Genomic DNA, 24,144 nt, shown 5'->3' on the forward strand with positions numbered 1-24,144 from the left:
GGAGGCCCCCTTTATGAAAAGAGTGAGAATATAGGATTCTCACTCTTTCGTATAACTAGTTCTAATTTTTTACAAGCAATTCATTGGCATATTGACGTGCCCAGTGATCAGCTTCTAATATCTCTTCTAATGAAGGATTAGCAATATTATGGTGAGATTCTAATGCAGAATAAATTGTTTTTTCAATGTCAAAAAATGAAATCTTGTCTTGTAAATATAAAGCATTTGCAATTTCATTCGCAGCATTTAGTACAGCTGGTTTTGTACCACCAACTTTCCCAGCCTCGTAAGCGTAGTGGAGGCAAGGAAATTTCTCTAAATCAGGTTTTTCAAAATGTAAGCTGCCAACTTCTAATAAATTTAACTTTTTGAAGGAAGATGGTAAACGTGATGGATAGTGGAATGCATATTGAATAGGCATACGCATATCAGGTGCCCCGAGCTGAGCGATAATAGAACCATCTACAAATTCTACAAGAGAGTGAATAATGCTTTCTTTATGAATCATAACATCGATTTTTTCATAAGGAATGTCAAATAACCAGCGTGCTTCCATTACTTCAAAGCCTTTATTTAGTAATGTTGCAGAGTCAATTGTTAATTTTGCTCCCATTAGCCAATTTGGATGTTTTAGTGCATCTTTCGCTTTGAGCAGTGCCATTTCTTCGCGTGTTTTATCTCTGAATGCACCGCCAGAAGCAGTTACAATTAATTTTTCAATCTCTTTATTATTTTCACCATTTAAACATTGAAAAATAGCTGAATGTTCACTATCTACCGGAATAAGGCGACAATGATTTTCTTTTGCTAATTCCGTAACAATATGTCCAGCCGCTACTAATGTTTCCTTATTAGCAATTGCAATATCTTTTTTTGCTTTTAAAGCTTCAATTGTTGGAAGAAGCCCTGCTACGCCAACGACAGAAGTTAAGACAAGATTACTATCGGGGTGCGTAGCAACTTCAATCAATCCTTCTTCTCCATATACAACTTTTGTTCTAGTAGAAATTCGTGAGCGCATTGTATGTGCTAATTCTTTCGTACTCACACTTACAATGAGCGGCTGAAATGTTTGTATTTGTTGTTCTAACATATCAATATTTTTATTTGCGCTTAGACCGATAATTTGAAAGTGTTCTGGGTGAGCAGCGACTACATCTAGTGCTGATGTCCCAATCGAGCCAGTTGATCCAAGAATTGAAATGTATTTTACCATAATAAATCCTCCGTAGTTGTATAAATCCTTTCCGTAAACCTTTATCTAATTAGACAAAAAAAGGGAAATTCCTGCATAATAAGACAGAAAGTTCTCTTTTGTATGAAAAATAATTATGGTATAATAAGGGAAATTTATAAGAAAAAGCGATGATAGAGAAGAGTACATATTTTGACCTTTACAGAGAGCTGATGGTTGGTGGGAATCAGTGAGGGAAAAATATGGAATGGGCTCTGGAGCTGCAAGCTGAACTGAGTAGGTTATGACGGTTGTTTCGACGTTATTCGAATCGTAAAGAGAGCTATGTAATTATAGCTAATAAAGGTGGTACCGCGGGAGTCCCTCGTCCTTTTTAGGATTGAGGGACTTTTTTGCGTGATAAAGGAGGAGTAGTTGTGAATAAAAATGTTATGTTAACAGGTATTAAACCAACTGGACATCCGCATCTCGGGAACTATATTGGAGCAATTAAACCAGCCTTGCAGCTTTCTAAACAAAGAGAAGGAGAGGCTTTATATTTTATTGCTGATTATCATGCATTAAATGCAGTGCAAGATCCAATGAAATTTCGTGAATATACGAAAGAAGTAGCGGCGACATGGTTATCTTTAGGTTTAGATGAACATGTAATTTTTTATCGCCAATCAGATGTACCGGAAATTTTAGAATTGTACTGGATTTTGGCTTGTCTTACTCCAAAAGGTTTAATGAACCGAGCGCATGCTTATAAGGCAAAGGTTGATCAAAATATAGAAGCAGGGGTAGATGAAGATACTGGTGTAAACATGGGATTATATACGTATCCTATTTTAATGGCTGCTGATATTTTATTATTTCAATCAAACTATGTTCCAGTCGGAAAAGATCAAATTCAGCATGTAGAAATTGCGAGAGATATCGCTACGTATTTTAATAACACGTTTGGTGAAGTATTTGTATTGCCAGAGTATATCATTCAAGAAGAAGGAGCAATTGTACCAGGTCTTGACGGACGGAAAATGAGTAAAAGCTATGGAAATGTTATTCCACTATTTGAAGAGCCAGAAAAATTGAAAAAGCTTATTTTCAAGATTAAAACGGATTCATCTTTACCGAGTGACCCGAAGGAACTTGAGACATTATTTATGTTGTATAAAGAGTTTGCTACAGCAGAGGAAGTTACATTAATGAAAGAACGATACGCAACAGGCATCGGCTGGGGGGATGTAAAAAAAGAGCTACTTCGAGTCATCAATCGGGAGTTAGAGGAGCCAAGAAAGAAATATGAAATGTATATGAATGAACCGCAGTTGCTTCAGGAAGCACTCAAAAAAGGAGCAGAACGCGCAAGAGAAATTTCTAAGAAGAATTTAGCGGAAATAAAAAAACGGATTGGATGTTAATGTGAAAAGGAAAAGATTTGGTTCCTTTTGTCTTATTAAAAATTAGTTGTAGACTGAAAAGGTGTTTTCTGTACATGAAAGCACCTTTTGTTAACATAAAATCAATATATCGCAAAACCTTTAAAATTTCTTTCAGAAGATCTGAAGAAACTTTCTATTCACATAATCAATGTTATCGGTAGTTGTCATGCCTGATTGATAATTTTCTAAATATACAAGGAATATGTCAGCTCACCGTATGTAAGTATATGATCATCGGTAAATCCAAATTCTGTGTAGAATTTCTTACCTGCATCATTTTTAGGGTGTACAGTTAAACGAATGCAATGACAAGAAGGATGCGTATCTTTGATATGCTTTATCAACACTTCTAGCGCAGAGGACCCTAATCCCTTTCTTTGAAATCTTTTATCGATGAAAAAATGAAAAAGCCAAAAGTCTTCTTTGCTATCAGGTGTATAGTGTAGATTAAAGAAACCTACTATTTTCTGCTGATTGTAGATCCCATAAGGTTCGATAATTCTATCGTCTGGTCTAATGTATGCCTTAGCAAGAGCAATAGCAACAGGAGGTGTAACTGCAGCAACAAACTCTTGTTGCTCAATATTTACAGAAAGCCCAAGAGCCTCTCGCCAGTTTTCAGAAGTTATTTTTTTCAGACTTACTTGAGACATGAGTGATAACCTCCAGTTTTTACATTTGATTTTTGGGGATCCGGTATCATTTAAATCTCATAAAAATGATGTAGAGTTACATAACGCATCATTATCGAAAAGCAAAAATAATGAAATATCCATTACTCACCAGTCTAAATCTTTATTTTATTTAAATTAGGAAAATAAGAATAGAGAAATCCAATTAGACCAGCGATGTTCAGTTTAAAACATTTTTTTAACTGAACACCTTTTATCTATATACTTTTAAAAAAAGTGTCTAAAATTAATTTATGTAATGATCCCAAATTGATAGGAAGATTATGAATAGGGAAGAATCGTAAATCTTTTGATTCCTCGTGATCGATACGTAATGTTCCTTCAAAATCACGACAAATATATGTAGCGAGAACACCATATACTTGATCGCCATTTGGGTAAACATTGAAGAATTCTTTCCCAGAAAAATTTTGAAATAGTTCTAAATGTTTAACGATTAAACCTGTTTCTTCATAGACTTCTCGTTTAGCGGCTTCTTCTAGCGTTTCACCGCATTCAAGTGCACCGCCAATTATGCCCCAACAATTGTAATCACTGCGAAGTTGAAGTAGTACTTCATTATTTTCGTTTAATATAATCACATGTGAACCTATTAAAATGAGCGGACGATTTCCAACTAAACTGCGCATTTCTTCGACATATCCCATATATACACCTTTTCCTTTGTTCATATTACATACGTGCAAATTGTAAGTATGTTTCGTATGGAGTAAACCTCCGTATATTAATAAAATGTTGGTAGTTCTTTTAACATCACCTCTGCTTGCGAGGCTGTATAAGTTAGTTGAATATTATGTACTGATCTAAAATATAAACTACGCAAGAAATTTTTTATATTTGAGCATAGAATACAATATTCATTGATTGGGAGTCTCGCTTTATATATTGGCAGCAAGTTTAGTTTGATGCGAATCGTATCGAATAGCTGCTTTTGCGAGAAACCGAGGGATATCATAGAAAGAAGAGGGGTAATAATGCGCTCATCCTCATCAAAATGATATACAATGGAATAAACGAATATTTTATTTAAAAGGCAATGGGTTAGTTCTTCGTAATATAGTGGCGGTAATTTTGGATTATGAATAAGGGCATCGAAAGCATCTGACGCATGAGCGATGCTATGTGCCCACCCATAAGGTTGTACATACCCTCGCAGATCAATTTCCTGGTTCATATAGTCTACTAATTTTTCTTTTACAGTAAGAATAGTTTCTTGTGTTAAAAAGTTTGTTCTATTATCTGCACATAATATCAACGCAATTAATAATGTTGTAAAAGAACGTGTAAACACACTATTCGTGTTATCAGAAGTGATGCCACAATATAAATATTGTTCTTCTAAAGTTAGCATAAGTAATTTTTCTAACTGAGCCTCAGGAAAATAATCACGTGAAATAAGGTGAGAAAAGGTAGAGTAAATCAGTTGATCACGTAAGTAGCCGTCTAATGTTCCGATATGCTCTAGCATATGTAAGCTTAATTGATTTAAATCTATATTTTGAGGTAGTAAATATCCATTTTTTTGAATGGTTTCTAGTAATTGCTGCAACATAATGGTATTCAACGATGCTCCCCCTCGTTATAGCTTTATCGATAAGACACTCTAGTGTCTATCCCGCATTAACGGGCAGCATGACCCCCACCTCAAGGTTCAAAAAGAGACGAGAAAGATAGGTGGGGGATAACTGCTGGTATGTGCCCAATTGGGTGGGATTTCCATCAGTAGGGGGTGAAAAAAACCCACCGATGGAAGTTTCACTTTATAAGAACCTAATTGTTCAGGTTAATCATTGATGTAGGGTGAAGAAATTCTTTATTAATGGAATCTTTACGTTATAAACATTAAATGTCTAATATTCTACATATTCATAAAAACTCCTGCTCATGCAATAGAAAACATGTTATTTTTAAAATTTTACAGAAAGAGGTTAAAGAATGAATCAATTGGTTAATATGGAACGAGATTTTAAAGTATTAGTAGGAGAACCGTACTATATTACGATTGAAGAAAATAATACAGTTTCCTTTACAAAGGAACAAGTTACAGAGGTTGTACAAGATTGGATAGAAAAAGCAACGGATAAAGGAGTTTTACATTTACATTTCGTTATTTCATCAAAAAGTCCAAATTATACACATTATGAAGAGGTGTTTCAGCGTTTACAATTTCAGCATCAAAAAAGTTGTGTCATGGTACTGAAAGATTTATCTGATGTTACAGATGTGGAAGTTCCGTTTACGCTGAAAACAATAGATGAAGTAGGAGAAGACATTTTTAAAACAATTTGGCTGGAATCTATGCAGTTTTCTTTAAATACGAAAGAAACGTTATCTATAGATCAATTATTATATGCTTTTCAAACAGAAATTGGCGGCAGATGGAACGAACATTGTTTAGTCGCCTTTCAAGGAAAAGATCCAGTAGGTGTTATTCTGCCGCACATAGAGCCAGGTACGGTAGAAGAAGGGAGATTGTTCTATCTTGGTATTGTCCCGAATATGCGTGGTAAACGATACGGGACAAAGCTTCATGAAAAAGCATTATACATTTTAAAAGAGATTGGTGCCTCATATTATGTAGGTAGCACTGATGAAATGAACGATGCCATGAAACGAGTGTTTTCTAACAACAACTGTATACAGTTAGGGAAGATAGAGAAATATACAAGGGTGATTAGAAAAGGATAAATAGAGCTCCCCTTCGAAGTACTAAAGAAATAAGTTTAGGGGAGGAATTGTATGTTAAAACAAACATTTAAAAGAATAATTCCTTTATATCCTGAATTTTTATTTCCAGACTGGCATATAGAACACATATCACAACGGCAGGAGAGCGGGAAGTGGGAAACGCTTTGGTTTCAGGTGATAACACCCACAGGAATGTTTCGTGTGAAACAGTTTTTTCTGGATATTATGGAACCAACTTTTCCTGATAGTTGCCTGTGCCAAGCGCAGGGAGAATGTTTTCGATATAACACACTAACATATTGGCGTGGTATAAATTATAAAGGAAATGATAGTTATGTAACTTCTAAGTGGAAAATGCAAATTGAAATTTCTATTGATAATGGAGTTATAGAACAACATCAGATGGAGGAATTTTTGTATGGATTACAGCCATTTGAATTAGAGGCAGCAAAACGACAAATGAAATTACCATTTCACCATCTAAGCTTTCAGGCTCATATAGAAGATAGTGTAGGCGAAACTAATCGTTGTTCTATATGGCGTTCTCCAGAAGAAAAAGAATTTGTATCATTACCGCTTCTAGTTCCGAGTTCATGGAAGCTAGAGTCTGTTGGTTTTGGTAATCGTGAAACACAGTATATATACTGGGATACAAAAGAGCAGTTATATGCGCTATGGGCATGTCGGCATACAAATTATAGTTATCGTCCTGCATCCTCATGGATCAGAAACTATAGTTCCCCGCAAAAGATTGGAAATTGTGAATATTATACGCATCCACAAAGAGGCACAGTTGTATATCAAGATTTTGGGGATGAACAAATTGCTTATGTATTTCGAGGGACGCCGTGCACGTCCTTTGGAAAAATACAAGCAATCTTTACTCTTTAGGTGCAAGGTTTGAGATAAGAGTGGAGCAATTTACAAGCAGTCGTTAATGAAATTAACATTATTTATGGTTCTGTGGATCAATGTGCTGAACAAGGGATTGGATTTACGAAAGGCAAGTTAGAAAAAAGAGAAAATTTAAGGGAGAGGGTCTAAAGAGCGATGAAATCGATTTTTAGAATCGCTCTCTTTTTATTTTCTGCACTTGTAGACAGAGTATGCTTTATGATATAAGACTCTCATCTCAAGATTTTAGGAAGCTGAAGAAGATAGGTGTGGGCTTTCTAGAAATGAGGACGAAGAAATTTTGCGCACTCACATTTTTCCGAGATTGATTGTGCAATGGATACAAACAAAACCGATTGTTATGAAAAAAGATGCTAAATCATAGTATTTGTAGTTATTTTAAGAATTGTCAAAACATTTACAAATATATCCACGTTGTTAACACTATAAATAGTATAAAATCTGTAACTAAGGGAGGGGATAGGGACATGCTACTATGGATATTAGTAATATTAATAATAGTAGGATTAACGGTTATTGGAACGGTAATGGTTGGGAAAACTGAGCAAGAAGATTATGGAACCTCGACAAAAGGAAATATAACGAGACTTTCTATCATTTATCTTTGTTTAGGGGTCATTTTAGTAGTTGGAGTAGCTTCGTATATATATTTTTATGGATGAAAAATACGGTGTAGTAAAAAAAATAAAGAAAAAGAGAGTGCGACATATAAGCACTCTCTTTTTTGTCTTTGATGGGGATTTTTTAGAGACAATCCTCTTCGTTTTTTATCATTTTTAATAAAGTGAAACTTCCATCAGTGGGGGGTTACTGCCCTTTAATGTGGGATAAAGTATGTAAGTTGAAAATGAAAAGTCTAGGATATTAATAATTAATAAATCTAAAAAGTTATAAAAATCTAAAAATGTATTATGCTATAATTAGATAGTGATTATTGGAAAACAAGGGAAGGAATGGATAATGATGATTGAAATTGTTAATGTATCAAAGAGCTATAATGGTAGTAAATTTGCGGTAAAAAATTTGGATTTAACAGTGCCGAGTGGAGAGATATTTGGTTTTTTAGGCCCAAACGGTGCGGGGAAATCAACGACAATTAAGATGATAACGGGTGTTCACTCTCTTGATAGCGGAACGATTTCTGTAAATGAAAAAGACATTACAAAAGAGCCGCTTGAAGCGAAAAAGTTATTTGGGTATGTTCCTGACAGTCCCGATATGTTTTTACGCTTAAAAGGGATTGAATATTTAAATTTTATGGCGGATATGTACGATGTTCCGAAAGATGTGCGTCAAGAAAAGATTCGAACACTAGCAGAACGTTTTAGTTTATACGAAGCATTGTCCGATCAAATTCAAAGTTATTCACATGGAATGCGTCAAAAAATTATTATTATCGGAGTTCTTTTGCATGATCCAGACGTATGGGTATTAGACGAACCGATGACAGGATTAGATCCCAAGTCAGCATTTATATTAAAACAAATGATGCGTGAACATGCCGATAAAGGGAAAACGGTATTTTTTTCGACGCACGTGCTAGAAGTGGCTGAAAAGTTATGTGATCAAGTTGCGATTATTAATAAAGGAACACTTCAATTTCGAGGGAATTTAGCAGAAATGCGAGAGCATTTTGAATCTAATGAATCTCTTGAAAAAATGTTCTTGGAGATGACAGAAAATGAATAAGATTTGGATGTTAACAAAAATATTATTAAAAATGAATTATGCCGATATGTTAACCGATAAGAAGAAACGTGCTGTATATTTGTTTTCATTTTTGGGCCTTATGTGTGTTGGATTTTTGTTTATAGGTCCGCTTGCATATGGAATGTATGGGGGATTAAAACAAGTTGGTCAGGAAAACTTACTTATTGGCATGGGGTTATCGATTGGAAGTATATGGGTGTTTGTGGTTAGTATTACGACAATTTTAACAGTATTTTATTATAATGATGACGTTGAAATGTTATTACCATTACCACTTCAGCCAGCCCATATTATTACTGCAAAGTTTATTACGGTTTTAATTACACAATATGTGATGGCTTCTTTTGTTTTATTTCCAATCTTTATTGTATATGGGTTGCAAAGTAGTGCTTTTATTACATATTATGTATACGCTCTAATTGTTTACATATTTTTCCCGATCATTCCGTTAGTTCTCGCTTCGCTTCTCATGACAGTAATTATGCGTTATACAAATATCGCAAAAAATAAAGATCGAAGTAATATGTTAATGGGTTTATTTACTTTGTTGATGATTGTAGGCATTAATGTATTTATTCAATGGAAAAATAGAAGTGCTGCTTCCGGACAAATGGCAGCAGACTATTTTGCAAATAATCAATCTTCGTTTCTAGTAGAAATGACAAACTATTTTCCGACAACATATTTTGGGGCAATGGCGTTAATAGAAAGTGTTTCGTGGAAAGGAATTTTATATTTACTTCTTTTCGCTGCCATTTCATTTGCGTTTTATGTACTGTTTTTCTATGTTGCGGAGCGTACATATTTAAAAGGAGTTATTGGACTTTCGAATAGTACTGCGAAAAAAGAAGTAATTTCTTCTGAGAATTTTAATAAAGCTACTATACAAAATTCACATTGGAAAGCATATGTGAAAAAAGAGTTTCGTATTTTGTTTCGCACGCCACAATTCTTTATTAACTGTATTGTGCAAACATTTGTTATGCCAATTATGTTTTTCTTTATTATTTTTGTGCAAGACGGCAACTTAGCTTGGTTAAATAAATTTGCAAAAGATAGTGAAACAGCAAGTCTTGCGCTTGGTCTTGCTTTTTGTGCAGGTATGTTTTTAATGGGATCAAACGTTATTGCGACAACATCTTTTTCAAGAGAAGGTCGCACTTGGTTTATCAATCGCTATTTACCAGTCAAGGCAGACGGCATTTTCTTTGCGAAAGTATTTACAGCTTGGCTCATTAATACTACTATTTTAGCTATCTTTGGTCTTGTGCTTATCATTATAGGTGGTGTGTCGCCAGTATTTATCTTACTTTGGTTCTTGCTATGTGCAAATGGGTTATGGTTAAACAATTTAATTGGCACACGCTGGGATGCACAAACAGCTGATATTCATTGGGATTCTGAACAAAAAATGTTTAAAGGTCGTTATACTACGCTTTGGAATTGGCTTGTTAATGTATTATTAGTTGGTATTACTGTTGGTGGAGTATGTGCGTTATTTTTCTTATTAGGAATTGGAATGTGGGGTATGTTTTTAAGTATCCTAGTTGTTTTTACTATTGTAAATGTTATTGTATCTCGTAGTTTACAACTGGGTGCTGAACGTATCCTAGCAAATATTAAATAAATTGTAAATCCTCTGTTACTATACAGAGGATTTATTATATGAGGGGAAGAAGTCGCTATGAGGAAAATTGCAATTGTCACAGGTGCAACTCGGTTACATGGTATTGGAGCAGCGGTTTGCAAAGAATTAGCTCAGAAAGGGACAGATATCTTTTTTACTTATTGGCCTCGCTATGATAAAACAATGCCTTGGGGGATGGAAAGAGATGAACCGTTTCTATTAAAAGAAGAAGTTGAAAGTTTTGGTGTACGTTGTGATATGGCTGAGATTAATTTGGCGCAGTCTTATGCACCGAACCGTTTGTTATATATGGTATCAGAACATTTTGGAGAGCCGACAATTTTAGTAAATAATGCTGCGTATTCTATAAATACAAATTATGATTCAATCGATGTGGAAAAGTTAGATTCGCATTATACAGTAAATATAAGAGCGCCGATTTTGTTAAGTACACTATTTATGAAGCACTTTACAAAAGAAAAAGGCGGAAGAATTATTAACCTTACGTCGGGGCAATCATTAGCGCCGATGCCAGATGAACTTGCATATGCCGTAACAAAGGGGGCTATCGAAACATTTACAGCTTCAGTTGCACCTGCTGCTGCGAAAAAGGGGATTACAGTAAATGCGGTTAATCCAGGACCAACCAATACAGGGTGGATGAATGAAGAAATGAAACAATATCTTGCAACAAGGTTTCCAACAGGAAGAGTTGGGGAGCCGAAGGATGCAGCTCAGTTGATCGCTTTTTTAGTAAGTGAAGAAGCAGCATGGGTAACGGGGCAGGTTATTCATTCGACAGGAGGATTTTATCCCGCATTAACGGACAGTAAGACCCCCACCTCAAGATGAAGAAAAAAGCGAAGAAGATAGGTGGGGGCTAACTGTCCGTAAAAGCCCGATTGGTTCAACTAACCATCAGTGGGGGATGAAAAAACCCCCACTGATGGAGGTTTCACTTTATTGAGAAATTTGTGTTTGTAATAAATAATAAAAGGAATTTTTGTAAGGATATAGAAAACTATTTGGGAGGTGAAATTGTAATTTTAGGAGGCTTATTATGAATTTGAAAAAAATATCGATTGCTTCATTGGCGATTGGAGCGATGCTCTCCATTACAGCTTGCGGTACCTCAACAGAAAAAGATCAAGCAAATCAAAGTAAAAAGGAACAAACAAACGCTCAAGAAGAAGCGAAAACAACAAGTGCAGACCAAACAAATACGAGTAAAAATGAGGAGAAGGAATCAAAAACAACAAGTGCAGATGGGAAAACTGAAGCGACATCAACGAATACAGAACAAACGAAAAATGAGAAAAACGGAACAAAAGAAACAAAATCAACAAATGCAAAGCAAAATGCTAGTATGAAAAGTGGAGTAACAGAAGTTGTACAGTTAATAGAAGAAGTGGACAAGCAATTGAAAGCAAATCCGAAACAAGAAACTGTAAATAAACTAGGAAAGCAGATTGCTGATAAATGGGATGTAGTTGAGAAGGAAGTTGAAACAAAACATCCATCCGATTATAAAACAATCGAACAAAATTTATACCCACTAATTGTTGAAATGGAAAAACAAAAGCAGGATTTAAAAAAGTTAAAAACGTTAACTACGAAAACAAAGCAAGATTTAAATCAATTTTTGAATAAGCTTTAATAAAAAATGAAGATGAAATTAAATCTTATCTTATATATAGCCTATGTAATAAAAGGAGAAACGTAGCAGATGTGTACGTTTCTCCTTTTATGATTAGTTGCAACGAATACATAACACAACTTTTTAATAAAACATATGGTATGTGAGAGATTGGTGCGATTAACGATATAAATATTGTTTTAACGTACCATTTTCAATACAAGCAAGAGGTATATTTTGTTCAGTTCCTTCCTTCATATTTCGTAAAACCGCTACATTGTTATTTATTTCTTCTTCACCGACAATAAGTACATGCGGAATGTTTTCTTTGTTTGCATAGTTAAGGGCACGTTTTAATTTACGATTTGTTAGTTCGAGTTCTACTTTTAAATTTTCATTTGTTCGCAATGTGTGTGCAATTTTTAAACATTTTGCCTGCGTTCCGAGTGGAATGACAAAGATATCGACAGAAGAGGAGGCACGTTCTTTTTGTATAAGCGCAGTATAAATGACGTCTAAACCAAAGGAAATTCCAACTGTCGGATAAGATTTATTATCACCTCGAAATACACCAATAATATGATCATACCGGCCACCGCTACCAATGCTAGAGGTAATACTACCATCCGTTAAAAAGATTTCATAAATCGTTCCTGTATACATTGTAAGACCTCTTGCGAGAAAAGGAGAAAATACTGTATTAGATTCAACTCCAAGTGCAATTAAGTATTGCTCAAGTTCTTGAAGCTCAGTAACGCCTTCCTTTACAAGTGGATCAGAGAATGTTTTATCAAATTCAGAGAGCTGCATAGACATACATGTTTCCAACGTCTTACATAATATATCAATTGTTTCGTTTTGTAATCCTCGATTTATTAAATCATTTCTTACACCTTCAATGCCGATTTTCTCAAGTTTATCTACAGATAAAATAACATCTTGTATTTGTGATTGAGGGATTTGAATAGCTTGTAATATTCCTGTTAATAGCTTACGGTTGTTATATTGAATAGTTACATCTAGGTTTAATTTGTTAAATATATCGAGTGCCATTACCATTAATTCAGCTTCCCCTATAATGGATTCAACTCCAACAATATCTACATCGCACTGTACAAATTCTCGGAATCTGCCTTGTTTAATTGGACCATTACGAAATACCTTCCCGATTTCATAACGTTTAAACGGAAGACGGATTTCTGGATTCATAGCTACAACTTTTGCGAAAGGAATTGTTAAATCATAACGCAGTGCAAGTTCACGATTGCCTTGATCACGAAGGGTATACATTTCCTTTAAAATTTCAGCACCTCCTCCATATTTATAAGCCATTAAATCGTACATATTCAAAATAGGTGTTTCTAATGGCTTACAGCCGTAAGCTTCAAATGTTTCTTCACAAGTCCGTTTAATTGTATTACGCAGTACTTGTTCTTCTGGTAAATAGTCTTTTGTTCCTTTTATGTTTTGTAAGTTCATGTTTATCACTCCTTTTTAAAATAAAAAGAGCCATGTAGGTATAAAAATACCCACATAGCTTTATAGTCGCTTCGTGGGTAACAGGAATAGCCCTGTACCCACGAAGAAAAAATTCTTCGGATACAAGGCGTTATATATGATGATGAAGTTGGAAAGAAGTATTACGTTTTAACATAAGCAATCTCTCCTTAAATTTTTTTATATCATACCAAAATTAATTTGAATTATCAAGCAATTTTCGTTTCGCTGTTGACGGGTAGTAAGCTTCTCACTTATGGAAGTTTCACTTTATTAAAAAATGTAGTGAGGGTAAAAAATCTGTCTCATGTATGAGACAGATTTTTCATGAAGTAATCGATGTAAGTGTTCCATTACTTATTTTAATAAAGTCTGCACCATCAATAAAGATTTGTAATCCTCTTTTTCCAGCGCTAATACTGATTGGATTTAAATTTGCAGCAGATTCGTCAATAAAAAGTGGGTAATTTTTTTTCACGCCAAGAGGTGAAACACCGCCACGTATGTATCCTGTTAATCCTAGTATTTCCTTCATTGGAACCATCTCTACCTTTTTGTTTTTACTTGCAGACGCTAATGCTTTTAAATTGAGCTCTTTATGTGAAGGTATACAAGCCATAATTACCCCAGTTTTATCTCCGCGAAGGACAAGAGTTTTGAAGACTTGTTCTAATTGTAAATCAACTTGCTCAGCAACATGTTTTGCATCTAAATTCTCTTCGTCCCACTCATATTCATGTATTGTATACGGAGTTTTATGCTTATCTAATAAACGACAAGCGTTTGTTTTACTACTCATTTTCCACACTTCCTTTTTTGGTTCTTATTTTTAGTATACAAAATTTTGCAAAATAAGACAGGGAAAATGAGAAAGGACAAGAATATGTAACATATATTTTGAAAAGGAAAGAGGGAAAAAGATGTGGAGAACAACTGATCTTTATGATGCATATGAAACTGAAGTACAAGTATGTAGGCCTCTGTTTCAATCATACGGAAAGAAAAAGCAGTTTCACGGGAAAATTGCAACGGTGAAAGTAAAAGATGATAATGTACTTGTGAAGCAAGCGCTAGAAACGTTACCTGAGAGTACAGTATTAGTTGTGGACGGAGAAGGCTCAACAAATTGTGCGTTACTTGGTGATAATTTAGCAAACATTGCAAAGGAACGAAATTTAGCAGGTATTATTATATATGGCTGTGTTCGTGATTGTGTAGAGCTTAGTAAAATCGAGCTTGGTATTTTAGCGATTACAACGATGCCAAAGCGAAGCGTGAAAGAAGGGAATGGAGAAACAAATATTCCTGTGTCCTTTGGAGGGGTTTCTTGGATTCCAGGAGATTATATCTATGTTGATGAAGATGGTGTGATTCTAAGTAAAAAAGAAATTCACCATGAGTCATGATGTGAAGAAAAGGAAATTCGAAGGTAAATAATGATAGAAATATTTTCAGATACAAATGCACATCAATATAAGACTTTAAAAAGAGCGTTACAAGAATATTGGTATTCTTAAAAAGCAAATACGATAAATGATAGACAAAAAAATATAAAAATAGTAAAATAGTACAGAATTTTGTAATATTGTGAATTGTATAGGAGCATAGTGTTTCACTAGGTAAAAAAAGAGGAAGTTCGGCGGAGTTTCAATGTTACTCCGCTACTGTAAATGAGAAGACTTTGTACCTTTTTTATCAGAAGATGCAAAAAGTCATTATTTCATAAACGGGGTACCTTACCTATGCAAATACAATAACCTATGGAGATAGAGGTGCTGTGCATCCGTTGAACGCTTGTTTGAAGCGTGTTTATGCGCGCCCCTTTGAGGGTATTTTTTTATGCGATTTTTAGGAAAGGGGAGGAATAAATAGTATGGCAAACATGAAAAAATGGTTATTCATGTCATTCATGACGATTGCATTAGTTTTCTTGTCTTTTGCAAATACCGTACACATTGCCTTTGCTGAAGGCAAAACAGCAACGTTAGCAATTGTTGGAGATTCACAAAAAGGGATTATGCTATGTCCAAAAGAAGTTGCAATTCAAGAGGGAGAAACGGCCTATAGTTTACTGCAAAAAGAAATGGGGAGTAAAGTAACCGCAGAAAACACGAAGTATGGTGTATACGTGAAAGGCATTGATGGATTAATGTCTGGTGAAACGAGCGGCTGGTCTTATGAAGTGAATAACAAATCACCGATGGTTGGTGCAGATAGCTATAAGCTAGAAGATGGAGATGTTGTGGCTTATCGTTTTGTTTTAGACTGGAACAATATGAGTCAACAAACTTTGCAGCAAGTGTTAGATGAACTTGGTACATGTAAGAAACAGCCTGATACAGACAACCCAGGTACAGACAAACCTGATGCACCAAAACCGCAAGAACCTATAAAAGGTGATGTAACGAAGAAAGTTGATGAAGCAATTGTAAAAACTGTACAAAAGATGATGAAAGATGGTATAGATAGTGACTGGGTTGTAATTGGTCTAACTCAATCAGGTCAAGAAGTTTCTAAAGAGATAAAATCAAACTATTTACAATCATTAGAAGAGCGTATTAAAGAGAAGGAAAATAAATTCTCTTCCACTGAGTTAGCACGTACAATTTTAGCAGTTTCAGCGGTAGAAGGTGACCCAACAAATATTGCTAGTAATAACTTAATTTCAAAATTATATAACTTTGAGAAAATAGATTCTATTACAGGATATACTTTTAGTTTACTTGCATTAGATACAAAAAAATATGACGTGCCAGTTGATGCGAAATGGAACCGCGATACATTAGTAAATGCAATTTTAAAATCACAGCATACAGATGGCGGATGGGCGTATATGGGGAAATTAGAGGAACCAAGTGATGCAGATGTAACTGGAATGGTTTTCTCAGCATTAGCACCATATCAAGATCAAGCGGAAGTAAAGCAAGCATTAGATAAAGCGAAGCAATATTTAGCGAGTATACAGACAGATAAAGGTGGATTTACATCCGGCGGTGTAGAAAATGGCAACAGTGTAGCAGAAGTTGTTCTTGGACTTGCAGCAGCTGGCATAGATCCAACAAGTACTACATATACAAAAAATAATTATAATGCGGTTCAAAATTTACTATCTTATCAATTAGAGAATGGTGGATTTAAATGGTTGGCAAACGATACTGAGGAAGATAGTATGGCAACTGAGCAAGCGATGTTAGCGCTTGTTCAGTATAAGAACTATTTAAATGGTAAAGGTTCTATTTTCGATTGGACAAACGCTTCAACACCAACCCATGAAGGGGATAACTCAACGGAAGAGCCGAAACAACCAACAGGTGATGAGAAATCTGTAACAGAGGAACCTCAAAAACAAGCGGATAAACAGTCAATTGTAGCTTCAGAAGATCAAACTGTACAAAAGGAAGCGAAAGTAGAAAAACATAGTTTACCAGAAACAGGTATGTCTCGATTAAATACTGCTATGCCAGCTGCATTAGGCGTACTGTGCATTGGCGCTGCATATGTATTATGGAGAAGAAAAGCAGCTTGACAAAATTAGGAGCAAATATTTGCTCCTAATTTTATTGCGAAAGGTGTGAGAAATTATGAAAATGCTGAAATGGCTTGTGTTGTTTGTTTTCTCATTTAGTTTAATCACTGGGTGTAGTCAAAATGAGGTAAAGACAGATAAAAAGACAGACGCAAAACAAACAGAGCAAAAAGATGAAAAGAAACAGGAACAGCAATCTTCAGAAGAACAGAAACAAGAACAGAAACAAGAAGAGAAATCTCAAGAAGAAAAAGCTGCAGATTCAAAGTCTATCGAACAGAATCCAGCGCAAAAACAAAACGTAGAACAATCACAAAATCAAGAGCAAAAAGCACAGTCTCAAGAAAAATCTAAAGTTGTAAATGAGCCGAAAGAAACGCCGAAGCAGGAAAATGTACAACAAACAGCTGAAAACCAACAGTCTGTACAGGGTCATTCTGAAGGGACTCCTTCACCGGTACAACCTGCTCCAGAGCCAAAAACGGAATCACAACCACAACAAGAGGTAAAGACGGTTACGATATCCGTACGTGATGATCAAAGTACGATCTTAGGGGGAACGGAAGTAGAACTTCAAGAGGGAGATACTGTTTTTAAGGTATTAGCTCGTACAATGAAGCAAAAAGGGATTCAAATGGAAGCTAGTGGATCTGGAAGTAGTGTATATGTTCGCGGGATAAATAACTTATATGAAAAAGATAAAGGCGACCTAAGTGGTTGGATGTATAGTGTAAATGGAGTTAATGCCAATATAAGTGCGGGCAAGTATAAAGTGAAACAAGGAGATAAAATTGAATGGTTTTATGCGTTAGATTATAGGAAGGAAAATCGGTAACAAGTAATGAGATTAGCGTTTTCTTCTATGCATCCACTTGTCAATTTTTTGTATTATGTAGGGGTGATTATACTATGTATGGTATGTCTTCACCCTGTTTTTTTAATTGGTGCAATTTGTATGATTCTTATATTAAATATTATACAAGGTAATGGAGAAAAATTGAGAAAAATGTTGCCTAGTATACTTCTATTCGCTTTTATTATTACGATAGCTAATCCGTTATTAACACATCGAGGCAGTACGATTTTATTTTATATTGGTTATAATCCAATTACATTAGAAGCTGTAACATATGGATGCACAATGGCGTTATCGTTGGTTGGTATTATGTTTACGTTTACTTCTTATAATGAAATGATATCGAGTCATAAGTTTTTATATTTATTTTCCCGTATTTCTCCGAAAGTAGCATTGCTTACAATGATTACAGTTCGCTTCGTACCTTTATTTATGAGACGTCTCACCAATATTACACTTGTGCAAAAGACAAAAGGAGTTCAAGTGGATGCGGGTTCTCTGAAAGAAAGGGCACAGAACGGCATGAAGCTTTTGCAAGTATTATTAGTTTGTTCATTAGAAGAAGCCCTTCAAACCGCTGATTCTATGCAGGCACGAGGATTTGGAGTGACAAAACGAAGTACATATATTCGATACCGTATGGAACATAGAGATTGGCTTGTCCTTACTTTGTTAGTAATTTTATTTGTATATTGCCTTTTCGGAGTAAGTATAGGATATGGTGTTTTAACGATTTATCCAAAAGTAGAATCACTCCTTTTACAACAAAATGATCTGTTTTTGTTTATTCCATTTCTAATGTATATAAGTCTACCAATTTTAGTAGAAGGGAGGGAGTGGTTATGGTGGCGCATGCAGAAATAAAACAACTTTCATTTACATATTCAGACGAGGAGTCTGCCGCTTTATGTAATGTATCTTTATCGGTTTCCCATGGAGAATTTGTCGTGTTAGCAGGACGTTCTGGTTGCGGCAAGACGACGTTATTAAAACATTTCAAAAAAGAACTTCTCCCAATTGGAATGAGAGAAGGCAGCATGTATTATGATGGAGAATCTTTACATACAATACCAGACTTATTATCGGCTCAAGAAATTGGCATGGTGTTTCAAAACCCAGAGAATCAGCTTGTGATGGATACTGTTATTCAAGAACTTGCATTTTCTCTTGAGAATGTCGGCTATGAAACAACGGTCATTCAAAAAAGAATTGCTGAATTAATCAGTTTTTTAGGGTTTCAAGATATATTGCATCAATCTGTACATACGTTATCTGGAGGACAAAAGCAGCTTGTAAATTTAGCTGCTGTACTTGTTTTACAGCCTAAATTGTTGTTATTAGATGAACCGACAGCACAGCTAGATCCAATTGCAGCAAAAGATTTTTTAGGACTATTGAAACGAATTCATGAAGAATTAGGAATTACAATCATTATGAGTGAACATCGTTTAGACGAAGTGGTTCCTCTGGCAGACCGAATCGTTTTTATGGATGAAGGTACAATTGTTTATGATGGAAACCCAAGTGAAGTAATTCTAGAAATGTGGAAAGTAGAAGAGTTTCGCCCATATATCCCGCAAATTCCACGTTTGTTTTTAGAATGGAAGACTGAACACGTTCCGTTTACAGTACGTGATGCACAGAAACAAATTTCCCCTATTTTAAATGAATTTCAGTATGATATACCATCGCAGCATACAGAAAAGGTACATGTATTATTACAAGCAAACCACGTTTCATTTCAATATGAAAAGCATGGACCGTTTATTTTGCAGGATTTGATGCTGACGGTTAAACAGGGACAATGGACAGCGCTTGTTGGGAAAAATGGTACTGGGAAATCAACGTTATTAACGCTTTTAGCAGGATTACATAAGTGTCGCAGAGGAAAAGTAGTTTGGGAAGGAAAGCCCATTCATAAAACGGAAGTGAAAGAGCGCTTTAAAAAAATCGGTTATGTTTCGCAGCACCCTTACTACCATTTTACACATGATACTGTTTGGGACGAGCTTTTTAGCCGTGCGCAAGAATTATATAAAAGAGAAGCGAATGAAAAAGTAGAAGAAATGCTTCGGAAGTTTTCAATCTTGCATATTCGTAATCGCCATCCGCATGATTGTAGCGGCGGAGAACAGCAATTAATTGCTCTTTGTACAGTGTTATTGTCAAAGCCAAATCTATTATTACTAGACGAACCGACAAAGGGATTAGATCCAGGGAAGAAAGAAGAGCTTGGCAAGTTGTTTCAGCAATTACAAAGAGAAGGAACGACGATTGTTATGGCGACGCATGATATTGAATTTGCAGCGAAATATGTAGATAACTGTATCATGTTATTTGATGGGAAAATTATTATGGAAGACACACCGGCACGTTTTTTTAGTGAGAACTTTTTTTATACAACATCTGTTAATCGTTTTATTCGTAAACAACTGCCGTATGCTTTAACATGGGAGGATGTGTTTGAGGCGTGTCCAAAAGATATGCTGGTATAGTTGTAGTCGTTTTTTTAGTGTTGATTATTACACTTTTATTTACGTCTTTTGTGACGGATCAATATTATATATGGTGCAGTCTGTTCCTTTTAATTGTGATTATGTTGCCATTTTATGTGCGTTTTGAGAAAAAAGCTTTTGTTTCTCGTGAAATTGTGCTTGTAGCTGTCCTAGCGGCAATTGCTGCGATTAGCCGCGTTCCATTTTCTATTATTCCGAGTGTACAACCAACTTCGTTTGTTATTATTGTATCTGCAATTGTATTTGGTAGTGAGACGGGTTTTCTTATCGGTGCAACAGCTGCGTTAGTTTCTAATATATTCCTAGGACAAGGACCTTGGACCCCGTGGCAAATGTTTTGCTGGGGTATGATGGGTTTTTCAGCTGGACTGCTGCGTCATACGTGGATGATGAAAGCATTATGGGGAAGAGCTCTCTTTGGGTTTATAGCAGGATTTGCTTTTAACTGGATTATGAATTTATGGTTTCTTATTGGTTTTTTGAAAGAACTAACATGGGATACTTTTATAAAGGCATACATTACAAGTTTTTATTTTGATCTTGCACACGCACTTTCAAATGTATTTTTTCTTTTGGTGTTTAGCACATCTTGGATTAAAATATTGGCACGTTTTAAGAAGAAGTACGGTATATTAGAATAAAAAAATGCAATATACGTTTTCTCAAGTAAATAGAGAATAAATTTTTTTTATAAGGCATAAATATATACTGTAGGATCGCGACTTACATATTCGTTCGCCTTTTGAGACACTTCTTACATGATGTAAGGGGTGTCTTTTTTATTTATAAGTAAGTGTATTTCTAATTAACTATTTAGGTATTAGAATCCAATTCATCATTGTTTCTCATACGGTGTGTGTTGTGAATGAATTCTTTAATTTTCAAAATGTTTAATTATAGACAAAATTTCCTCAGAAACAGCAGGATTGATTATATATAATAAACATTGAGAATGATTTTCGAAGTTGAGGTGTCTATATGATAAAGCCAGTGATTCCAAAACAACATGGTGCATGGGCGATGCTTCTTATCCCATTTTTGCTTAGTGCTTTAATTGGCAAAGCGACATGGCAGCACATACCACTTTTTTTAGCATGGCTATTTGTCTATTTAGCAACATATCCCTTTTTAATGTATGTGAAACAAATGCGACAAAAGCGCTATTTACACTGGACGCTCATTTATTTTAGTCTTGCTATTTTGTTTGGTATAGTTCCACTTACATACGAATGGCGTATTCTTTTTTTTGCAATATATATGATTCCATTATTTTTTGTAAACATTTTTTTTGCTCGTCAAAAGAATGAACGAGCATTACTGAATGATGTTAGTGCTATTATCGTTTTTTGTATTGGCGGAATGATCAGTTATTATTTCACAATGAAAACAATTGATGAAACAGCATGGCTAATCGCACTTGTTTCATTTTTATACTTTATGGGAAGTACGTTCTATGTGAAAACGATGATTCGAGAAAAGAAAAATCCAACATATCGTTGGATTTCATGGGGATACCATTTATCACTTGTAGTCGGTACGTTCATTGTGTCTCCTTGGTTTGTCATTGCTTTTATTCCAAGTTGCATTCGCGCTATTGTGTTATATGGTAAAAAAGTAACTGTTCTAAAAGTTGGTGTGTGGGAAATCGTCAATTCAGTTTATTTTTTCATTGCTACTACAGTATTATTTCGATTTAAGGGTTGATATTAAGTTAATGAATAAAAAGTAAGCACGATTCATACGTGCTTACTTTTTATTGTTGGGAATTTTTTAGCCCGTATTAACGGGCAGTAGGCCCCCCAAGTGATGGAAGTTTCACTTTATTCTTGAGATAAAATATCTGCTGTACTATCGCACTGTTGCAACGCATGTTGAACAGCTTGTATAGATTGTTCAATACGTTGACGATTATCTGATTTCTCGACTGTTTGCAAGGCGTTTTGTAAACAGTTTTTTGCTTCATGTAAAGCTTGGCAAGAATCTTGAACATGACCACGTGCATTTTTTTGCATGATTGCACCTCCTTTGGTCTATACATTTGTAGTATGAGCAAAACGAAACAAAATATAATAGTTTTCTAAAAAATAAATCCTGATTATTCTTATAAGAATTGACTTTTTTGGTTATATTCATTATAGTAAGAGATAAAGTGAATATTTTCTTATCCAGAGAGGTGGAGGGACTGGCCCGATGAAACCCAGCAACCGCAATGCAGGTGCTAATTCCAGCAGAACAGTTTTGTTCTGAAAGATAAGAAGGAAGAGATATGTTCCGCTTCTTCTTATCGAAGAGGTTTTTTTATTGTTAAAAAACCGATAATGAAAGATGGACAACGAGAAGAAAGGAGTGGACATAGCTTTGACAATTGAAAAATATATTACATTGCGAAGTGCAATTTACGAATATATGGAAGAACAAGAAGAGCCGATTACGTTATTGGATATTCAAGAGTATATTGCTTCTGAACATAAAGGGAAATTTGCGAAAAAGATGCTTCAGCAATTTTATTTACTGCGGTTACTCGATGAACTAAAACTGGATGGAAAAATTACTTTAGCAGAGACACACAAATATATAGTTAATAAGGGGATTTACTACATAGTAAAAGAGAAAAGAGGGAGTTGATCTCTCTTTTTTTATGTTATAATTTATTTGAAAATTCACTTATTTTCGAGGTATGTAGATAAAAAGACTGTACTATGCAGTCTTTTTATAAGGAAATGGTGCTGAGTGTGTAGTGTTCAAAAATTAAATGTGCCCCGAAAGATGGGCGTTCTCGGCTAACAAATAAAAAAGACACCATCGCCGAATAGGTGTCATTGTTTTTGCCGAAGGGACTTGCCCTTTGACATGTATTAGAATAGCATGTGGGCCCACGAAAAGTCAAAAGGGAATTAATGGAAAGGTGTTGTTTGCAATGAATATATTGATTGTATACGCGCATCCAAACCCATCAAGTTTCAACGCTGCTATTTTGAAACATGTGGAACAAGGATTACAAAAAACAAATCACTCTGTAACCGTACTTGATTTGTATAAGGAACATTTTAATCCTGTTTTAACCTTTAACGAGACAAAAAAGAGAAGAGATTTAGCGCATGAGGAAGAAACGGAGAAATATAGGAAACTAGTAGCAGAGGCAGATTACTTCATTTTTATTTATCCAATTTGGTGGTGGGGTATGCCGGCAATATTAAAGGGATTTATTGACCGAGTATTAGTTTCAGGTTTTGCTTACAAATATGAAGGGATCATGCCTAAAGGATTGCTCGCAGGAAAACAAGCATGGGTGATTTATACACTAGATTCTCCTTTATGGTATGTAGCTCTTTTATACCGATCAGCTGAATGGATTGTGATGAAGAAAGGAATATTGCACTTTTGCGGGATACGTAACATAAAGCGTTCTGTATTTCAATCTGTGAAAAATAGTAAACAAGAAAAAAGAGAGAAATGGCTGCAAAAGATATATGAAAAGGCAGCGGAATTATGAAAAATAGGGAACAAATTTATAAAATTATGAATGTATGTAAAAGAGAAGATGATTTGTTTTATTCTTACCTTTCTTGTTTATTTAGGTTAAAAGAGAATAGCAAGCAATTTTCTAAAGTTAAACAAGAAGTGCGGGAAGAATATCTTATAAGGGGTATTTGTGAGAGAGAAGTAGACATTTTAGTAGAGCAAAATAAACAGGTTGCAGATTTATATATACCTAAGTTGCTCCGATGGGAATTTTTACAGGCAAATGTCCATTATATAGAAGACTTGTGTTCGATGGTATTTCAGTTAGAACCTTTGTGTTTCTCAGAAGAACAATGGGAAAATATAATTACGATTATAGAGAAAGAGCTGCCATAAGACA

25 protein-coding genes, 1 riboswitch and 1 other annotated feature are annotated in these 24,144 nt (G+C 35.0%); of the genes, 18 read left to right on the plus strand and 7 right to left on the minus strand.

What is annotated here, in order from left to right; all coding sequences use genetic code 11:
* Positions 1 to 61: 61 nt before the first annotated feature.
* Positions 62 to 1,216 carry a 1-deoxy-D-xylulose-5-phosphate reductoisomerase gene (locus tag ACTDJC_RS15560; RefSeq protein ID WP_440603947.1) on the minus strand — a complete coding sequence of 385 codons (1,155 nt, stop codon included), beginning with the start codon at positions 1,214 to 1,216 and terminating at the stop codon, positions 62 to 64.
* A 140-nt stretch (positions 1,217 to 1,356) separates the two neighbouring features.
* Positions 1,357 to 1,570: a binding site (T-box leader), on the plus strand.
* Positions 1,571 to 1,626: 56 nt separating this feature from the next.
* Here ACTDJC_RS15560 and ACTDJC_RS15565 point away from each other — a divergent pair.
* A complete protein-coding gene (locus tag ACTDJC_RS15565; RefSeq protein ID WP_440604015.1) occupies positions 1,627 to 2,598 on the plus strand; it encodes a tryptophan--tRNA ligase in 972 nt (323 codons plus the stop codon).
* 206 nt (positions 2,599 to 2,804) lie between these two features.
* On the opposite strand, the gene ACTDJC_RS15570 is transcribed toward ACTDJC_RS15565, so the two are convergent.
* The 3 genes from ACTDJC_RS15570 to ACTDJC_RS15580 all read right to left on the minus strand — a co-directional run bounded on the left by ACTDJC_RS15570 (position 2,805) and on the right by ACTDJC_RS15580 (position 4,863).
* A complete protein-coding gene (locus ACTDJC_RS15570; RefSeq protein ID WP_440603948.1) occupies positions 2,805 to 3,272 on the minus strand; it encodes a GNAT family N-acetyltransferase in 468 nt (155 codons plus the stop codon).
* A gap of 236 nt (positions 3,273 to 3,508) precedes the next feature.
* Positions 3,509 to 3,958, minus strand: coding sequence for an NUDIX hydrolase (locus ACTDJC_RS15575; protein WP_440603949.1), 450 nt, complete (start codon positions 3,956 to 3,958; stop codon positions 3,509 to 3,511).
* A gap of 77 nt (positions 3,959 to 4,035) precedes the next feature.
* Complete coding sequence (locus ACTDJC_RS15580; RefSeq protein WP_440604016.1) at positions 4,036 to 4,863, minus strand: DUF2785 domain-containing protein; 828 nt, start codon at positions 4,861 to 4,863, stop codon at positions 4,036 to 4,038.
* Positions 4,864 to 5,246: 383 nt separating this feature from the next.
* On the opposite strand from ACTDJC_RS15580, the gene ACTDJC_RS15585 reads away from it, so the two are divergent.
* The 7 genes from ACTDJC_RS15585 (at position 5,247) to ACTDJC_RS15615 (ending at position 11,908) form a co-directional block, all read left to right on the plus strand.
* Positions 5,247 to 5,999, plus strand: a complete 753-nt coding sequence (locus tag ACTDJC_RS15585) for a GNAT family N-acetyltransferase (protein ID WP_440603950.1) — start codon at positions 5,247 to 5,249, stop codon at positions 5,997 to 5,999.
* A gap of 51 nt (positions 6,000 to 6,050) precedes the next feature.
* Complete coding sequence (locus ACTDJC_RS15590; RefSeq protein ID WP_440603951.1) at positions 6,051 to 6,890, plus strand: hypothetical protein; 840 nt, start codon at positions 6,051 to 6,053, stop codon at positions 6,888 to 6,890.
* Between the two features lie 491 nt (positions 6,891 to 7,381).
* On the plus strand, positions 7,382 to 7,576 hold the full coding sequence (locus tag ACTDJC_RS15595; protein WP_098310801.1) for a hypothetical protein: 195 nt from the start codon (positions 7,382 to 7,384) through the stop codon (positions 7,574 to 7,576).
* Positions 7,577 to 7,877: 301 nt separating this feature from the next.
* Complete coding sequence (locus tag ACTDJC_RS15600; protein ID WP_440604017.1) at positions 7,878 to 8,603, plus strand: ABC transporter ATP-binding protein; 726 nt, start codon at positions 7,878 to 7,880, stop codon at positions 8,601 to 8,603.
* Positions 8,596 to 10,251: a putative ABC transporter permease subunit gene (locus tag ACTDJC_RS15605; RefSeq protein WP_440603952.1), complete on the plus strand. Its 1,656-nt coding sequence runs from the start codon at positions 8,596 to 8,598 to the stop codon at positions 10,249 to 10,251. Before ACTDJC_RS15600 ends, ACTDJC_RS15605 begins: the two co-directional genes overlap by 8 nt.
* Positions 10,252 to 10,308: 57 nt before the next feature.
* Positions 10,309 to 11,103 (plus strand): SDR family oxidoreductase, encoded by a 795-nt coding sequence (locus tag ACTDJC_RS15610; protein ID WP_440603953.1) that lies wholly within the window; start codon positions 10,309 to 10,311, stop codon positions 11,101 to 11,103.
* A 208-nt stretch (positions 11,104 to 11,311) separates the two neighbouring features.
* Positions 11,312 to 11,908 (plus strand): hypothetical protein, encoded by a 597-nt coding sequence (locus tag ACTDJC_RS15615; RefSeq protein WP_440603954.1) that lies wholly within the window; start codon positions 11,312 to 11,314, stop codon positions 11,906 to 11,908.
* Positions 11,909 to 12,067: 159 nt separating this feature from the next.
* On the opposite strand, the gene ACTDJC_RS15620 is transcribed toward ACTDJC_RS15615, so the two are convergent.
* On the minus strand, positions 12,068 to 13,366 hold the full coding sequence (locus tag ACTDJC_RS15620; protein ID WP_440603955.1) for a histidine--tRNA ligase: 1,299 nt from the start codon (positions 13,364 to 13,366) through the stop codon (positions 12,068 to 12,070).
* Between the two features lie 343 nt (positions 13,367 to 13,709).
* Complete coding sequence (gene ybaK / locus ACTDJC_RS15625; protein ID WP_429710207.1) at positions 13,710 to 14,183, minus strand: Cys-tRNA(Pro) deacylase; 474 nt, start codon at positions 14,181 to 14,183, stop codon at positions 13,710 to 13,712.
* A 121-nt stretch (positions 14,184 to 14,304) separates the two neighbouring features.
* Between ybaK and rraA the strand changes: the two genes are divergently transcribed.
* The 7 genes from rraA to ACTDJC_RS15660 all read left to right on the plus strand — a co-directional run bounded on the left by rraA (position 14,305) and on the right by ACTDJC_RS15660 (position 21,986).
* The gene (gene rraA, locus ACTDJC_RS15630; RefSeq protein ID WP_440603956.1) at positions 14,305 to 14,790 is read left to right on the plus strand and encodes a ribonuclease E activity regulator RraA; all 486 of its coding nucleotides are present in this window, start codon (positions 14,305 to 14,307) and stop codon (positions 14,788 to 14,790) included.
* Positions 14,791 to 15,257: 467 nt separating this feature from the next.
* Positions 15,258 to 16,910 (plus strand): DUF4430 domain-containing protein, encoded by a 1,653-nt coding sequence (locus tag ACTDJC_RS15635; RefSeq protein WP_440603957.1) that lies wholly within the window; start codon positions 15,258 to 15,260, stop codon positions 16,908 to 16,910.
* A 55-nt stretch (positions 16,911 to 16,965) separates the two neighbouring features.
* The gene (locus ACTDJC_RS15640) at positions 16,966 to 17,745 is read left to right on the plus strand and encodes a DUF4430 domain-containing protein (RefSeq protein ID WP_440603958.1); all 780 of its coding nucleotides are present in this window, start codon (positions 16,966 to 16,968) and stop codon (positions 17,743 to 17,745) included.
* Positions 17,746 to 17,751: 6 nt separating this feature from the next.
* Positions 17,752 to 18,630: an energy-coupling factor transporter transmembrane component T gene (locus ACTDJC_RS15645; RefSeq protein ID WP_440603959.1), complete on the plus strand. Its 879-nt coding sequence runs from the start codon at positions 17,752 to 17,754 to the stop codon at positions 18,628 to 18,630.
* Positions 18,609 to 20,261: an ABC transporter ATP-binding protein gene (locus tag ACTDJC_RS15650; RefSeq protein ID WP_440603960.1), complete on the plus strand. Its 1,653-nt coding sequence runs from the start codon at positions 18,609 to 18,611 to the stop codon at positions 20,259 to 20,261. Before ACTDJC_RS15645 ends, ACTDJC_RS15650 begins: the two co-directional genes overlap by 22 nt.
* Entirely contained in the window at positions 20,237 to 20,923 is a 687-nt protein-coding gene (locus ACTDJC_RS15655; RefSeq protein WP_440603961.1) for an ECF transporter S component, read from the plus strand. Before ACTDJC_RS15650 ends, ACTDJC_RS15655 begins: the two co-directional genes overlap by 25 nt.
* Before the next feature lie 340 nt (positions 20,924 to 21,263).
* Complete coding sequence (locus ACTDJC_RS15660; RefSeq protein WP_440604018.1) at positions 21,264 to 21,986, plus strand: YwiC-like family protein; 723 nt, start codon at positions 21,264 to 21,266, stop codon at positions 21,984 to 21,986.
* 116 nt (positions 21,987 to 22,102) lie between these two features.
* Here ACTDJC_RS15660 and ACTDJC_RS15665 read toward each other — a convergent pair whose 3' ends face one another.
* Positions 22,103 to 22,294, minus strand: coding sequence for a hypothetical protein (locus tag ACTDJC_RS15665; RefSeq protein ID WP_440603962.1), 192 nt, complete (start codon positions 22,292 to 22,294; stop codon positions 22,103 to 22,105).
* 146 nt (positions 22,295 to 22,440) lie between these two features.
* Positions 22,441 to 22,539: riboswitch (SAM riboswitch) on the plus strand.
* Between the two features lie 101 nt (positions 22,540 to 22,640).
* On the opposite strand from ACTDJC_RS15665, the gene ACTDJC_RS15670 reads away from it, so the two are divergent.
* The 3 genes from ACTDJC_RS15670 to ACTDJC_RS15680 all read left to right on the plus strand — a co-directional run bounded on the left by ACTDJC_RS15670 (position 22,641) and on the right by ACTDJC_RS15680 (position 24,140).
* Positions 22,641 to 22,907, plus strand: coding sequence for a hypothetical protein (locus ACTDJC_RS15670; protein WP_440603963.1), 267 nt, complete (start codon positions 22,641 to 22,643; stop codon positions 22,905 to 22,907).
* Between the two features lie 292 nt (positions 22,908 to 23,199).
* Positions 23,200 to 23,775 (plus strand): NAD(P)H-dependent oxidoreductase, encoded by a 576-nt coding sequence (locus ACTDJC_RS15675; protein WP_440603964.1) that lies wholly within the window; start codon positions 23,200 to 23,202, stop codon positions 23,773 to 23,775.
* Positions 23,772 to 24,140 carry a hypothetical protein gene (locus tag ACTDJC_RS15680; protein WP_440603965.1) on the plus strand — a complete coding sequence of 123 codons (369 nt, stop codon included), beginning with the start codon at positions 23,772 to 23,774 and terminating at the stop codon, positions 24,138 to 24,140. The genes ACTDJC_RS15675 and ACTDJC_RS15680 overlap by 4 nt, the downstream gene beginning before the upstream one ends.
* Positions 24,141 to 24,144 lie beyond the last annotated feature (4 nt).

Origin of the sequence: Bacillus sp. GB_SG_008 (assembly GCF_052038115.1) — a bacterium.
GTDB classification, from domain to species: Bacteria; Bacillota; Bacilli; order Bacillales; family Bacillaceae_G; genus Bacillus_A; species Bacillus_A rhizoplanae.

Excerpts from the sequence above, each read along its gene's own strand:
- ybaK (WP_429710207.1), bottom strand. The coding sequence starts at position 14,183 with ATGAGTAGTAAAACAAACGCTTGTCGTTTATTAGATAAGCATAAAACT.
- ACTDJC_RS15640 (WP_440603958.1), top strand. The coding sequence starts at position 16,966 with ATGAAAATGCTGAAATGGCTTGTGTTGTTTGTTTTCTCATTTAGTTTA.
- ACTDJC_RS15575 (WP_440603949.1), bottom strand. The coding sequence starts at position 3,958 with ATGGGATATGTCGAAGAAATGCGCAGTTTAGTTGGAAATCGTCCGCTC.
- ACTDJC_RS15580 (WP_440604016.1), bottom strand. The coding sequence starts at position 4,863 with ATGTTGCAGCAATTACTAGAAACCATTCAAAAAAATGGATATTTACTA.
- ACTDJC_RS15565 (WP_440604015.1), top strand. The coding sequence starts at position 1,627 with ATGTTAACAGGTATTAAACCAACTGGACATCCGCATCTCGGGAACTAT.
- ACTDJC_RS15635 (WP_440603957.1), top strand. The coding sequence starts at position 15,258 with ATGGCAAACATGAAAAAATGGTTATTCATGTCATTCATGACGATTGCA.
- ACTDJC_RS15585 (WP_440603950.1), top strand. The coding sequence starts at position 5,247 with ATGAATCAATTGGTTAATATGGAACGAGATTTTAAAGTATTAGTAGGA.
- rraA (WP_440603956.1), top strand. The coding sequence starts at position 14,305 with ATGTGGAGAACAACTGATCTTTATGATGCATATGAAACTGAAGTACAA.
- ACTDJC_RS15615 (WP_440603954.1), top strand. The coding sequence starts at position 11,312 with ATGAATTTGAAAAAAATATCGATTGCTTCATTGGCGATTGGAGCGATG.
- ACTDJC_RS15675 (WP_440603964.1), top strand. The coding sequence starts at position 23,200 with ATGAATATATTGATTGTATACGCGCATCCAAACCCATCAAGTTTCAAC.
- ACTDJC_RS15650 (WP_440603960.1), top strand. The coding sequence starts at position 18,609 with ATGGTGGCGCATGCAGAAATAAAACAACTTTCATTTACATATTCAGAC.
- ACTDJC_RS15560 (WP_440603947.1), bottom strand. The coding sequence starts at position 1,216 with ATGGTAAAATACATTTCAATTCTTGGATCAACTGGCTCGATTGGGACA.
- ACTDJC_RS15590 (WP_440603951.1), top strand. The coding sequence starts at position 6,051 with ATGTTAAAACAAACATTTAAAAGAATAATTCCTTTATATCCTGAATTT.
- ACTDJC_RS15570 (WP_440603948.1), bottom strand. The coding sequence starts at position 3,272 with ATGTCTCAAGTAAGTCTGAAAAAAATAACTTCTGAAAACTGGCGAGAG.
- ACTDJC_RS15605 (WP_440603952.1), top strand. The coding sequence starts at position 8,596 with ATGAATAAGATTTGGATGTTAACAAAAATATTATTAAAAATGAATTAT.
- ACTDJC_RS15620 (WP_440603955.1), bottom strand. The coding sequence starts at position 13,366 with ATGAACTTACAAAACATAAAAGGAACAAAAGACTATTTACCAGAAGAA.
- ACTDJC_RS15665 (WP_440603962.1), bottom strand. The coding sequence starts at position 22,294 with ATGCAAAAAAATGCACGTGGTCATGTTCAAGATTCTTGCCAAGCTTTA.
- ACTDJC_RS15645 (WP_440603959.1), top strand. The coding sequence starts at position 17,752 with ATGAGATTAGCGTTTTCTTCTATGCATCCACTTGTCAATTTTTTGTAT.
- ACTDJC_RS15680 (WP_440603965.1), top strand. The coding sequence starts at position 23,772 with ATGAAAAATAGGGAACAAATTTATAAAATTATGAATGTATGTAAAAGA.
- ACTDJC_RS15600 (WP_440604017.1), top strand. The coding sequence starts at position 7,878 with ATGATTGAAATTGTTAATGTATCAAAGAGCTATAATGGTAGTAAATTT.
- ACTDJC_RS15610 (WP_440603953.1), top strand. The coding sequence starts at position 10,309 with ATGAGGAAAATTGCAATTGTCACAGGTGCAACTCGGTTACATGGTATT.
- ACTDJC_RS15595 (WP_098310801.1), top strand. The coding sequence starts at position 7,382 with ATGCTACTATGGATATTAGTAATATTAATAATAGTAGGATTAACGGTT.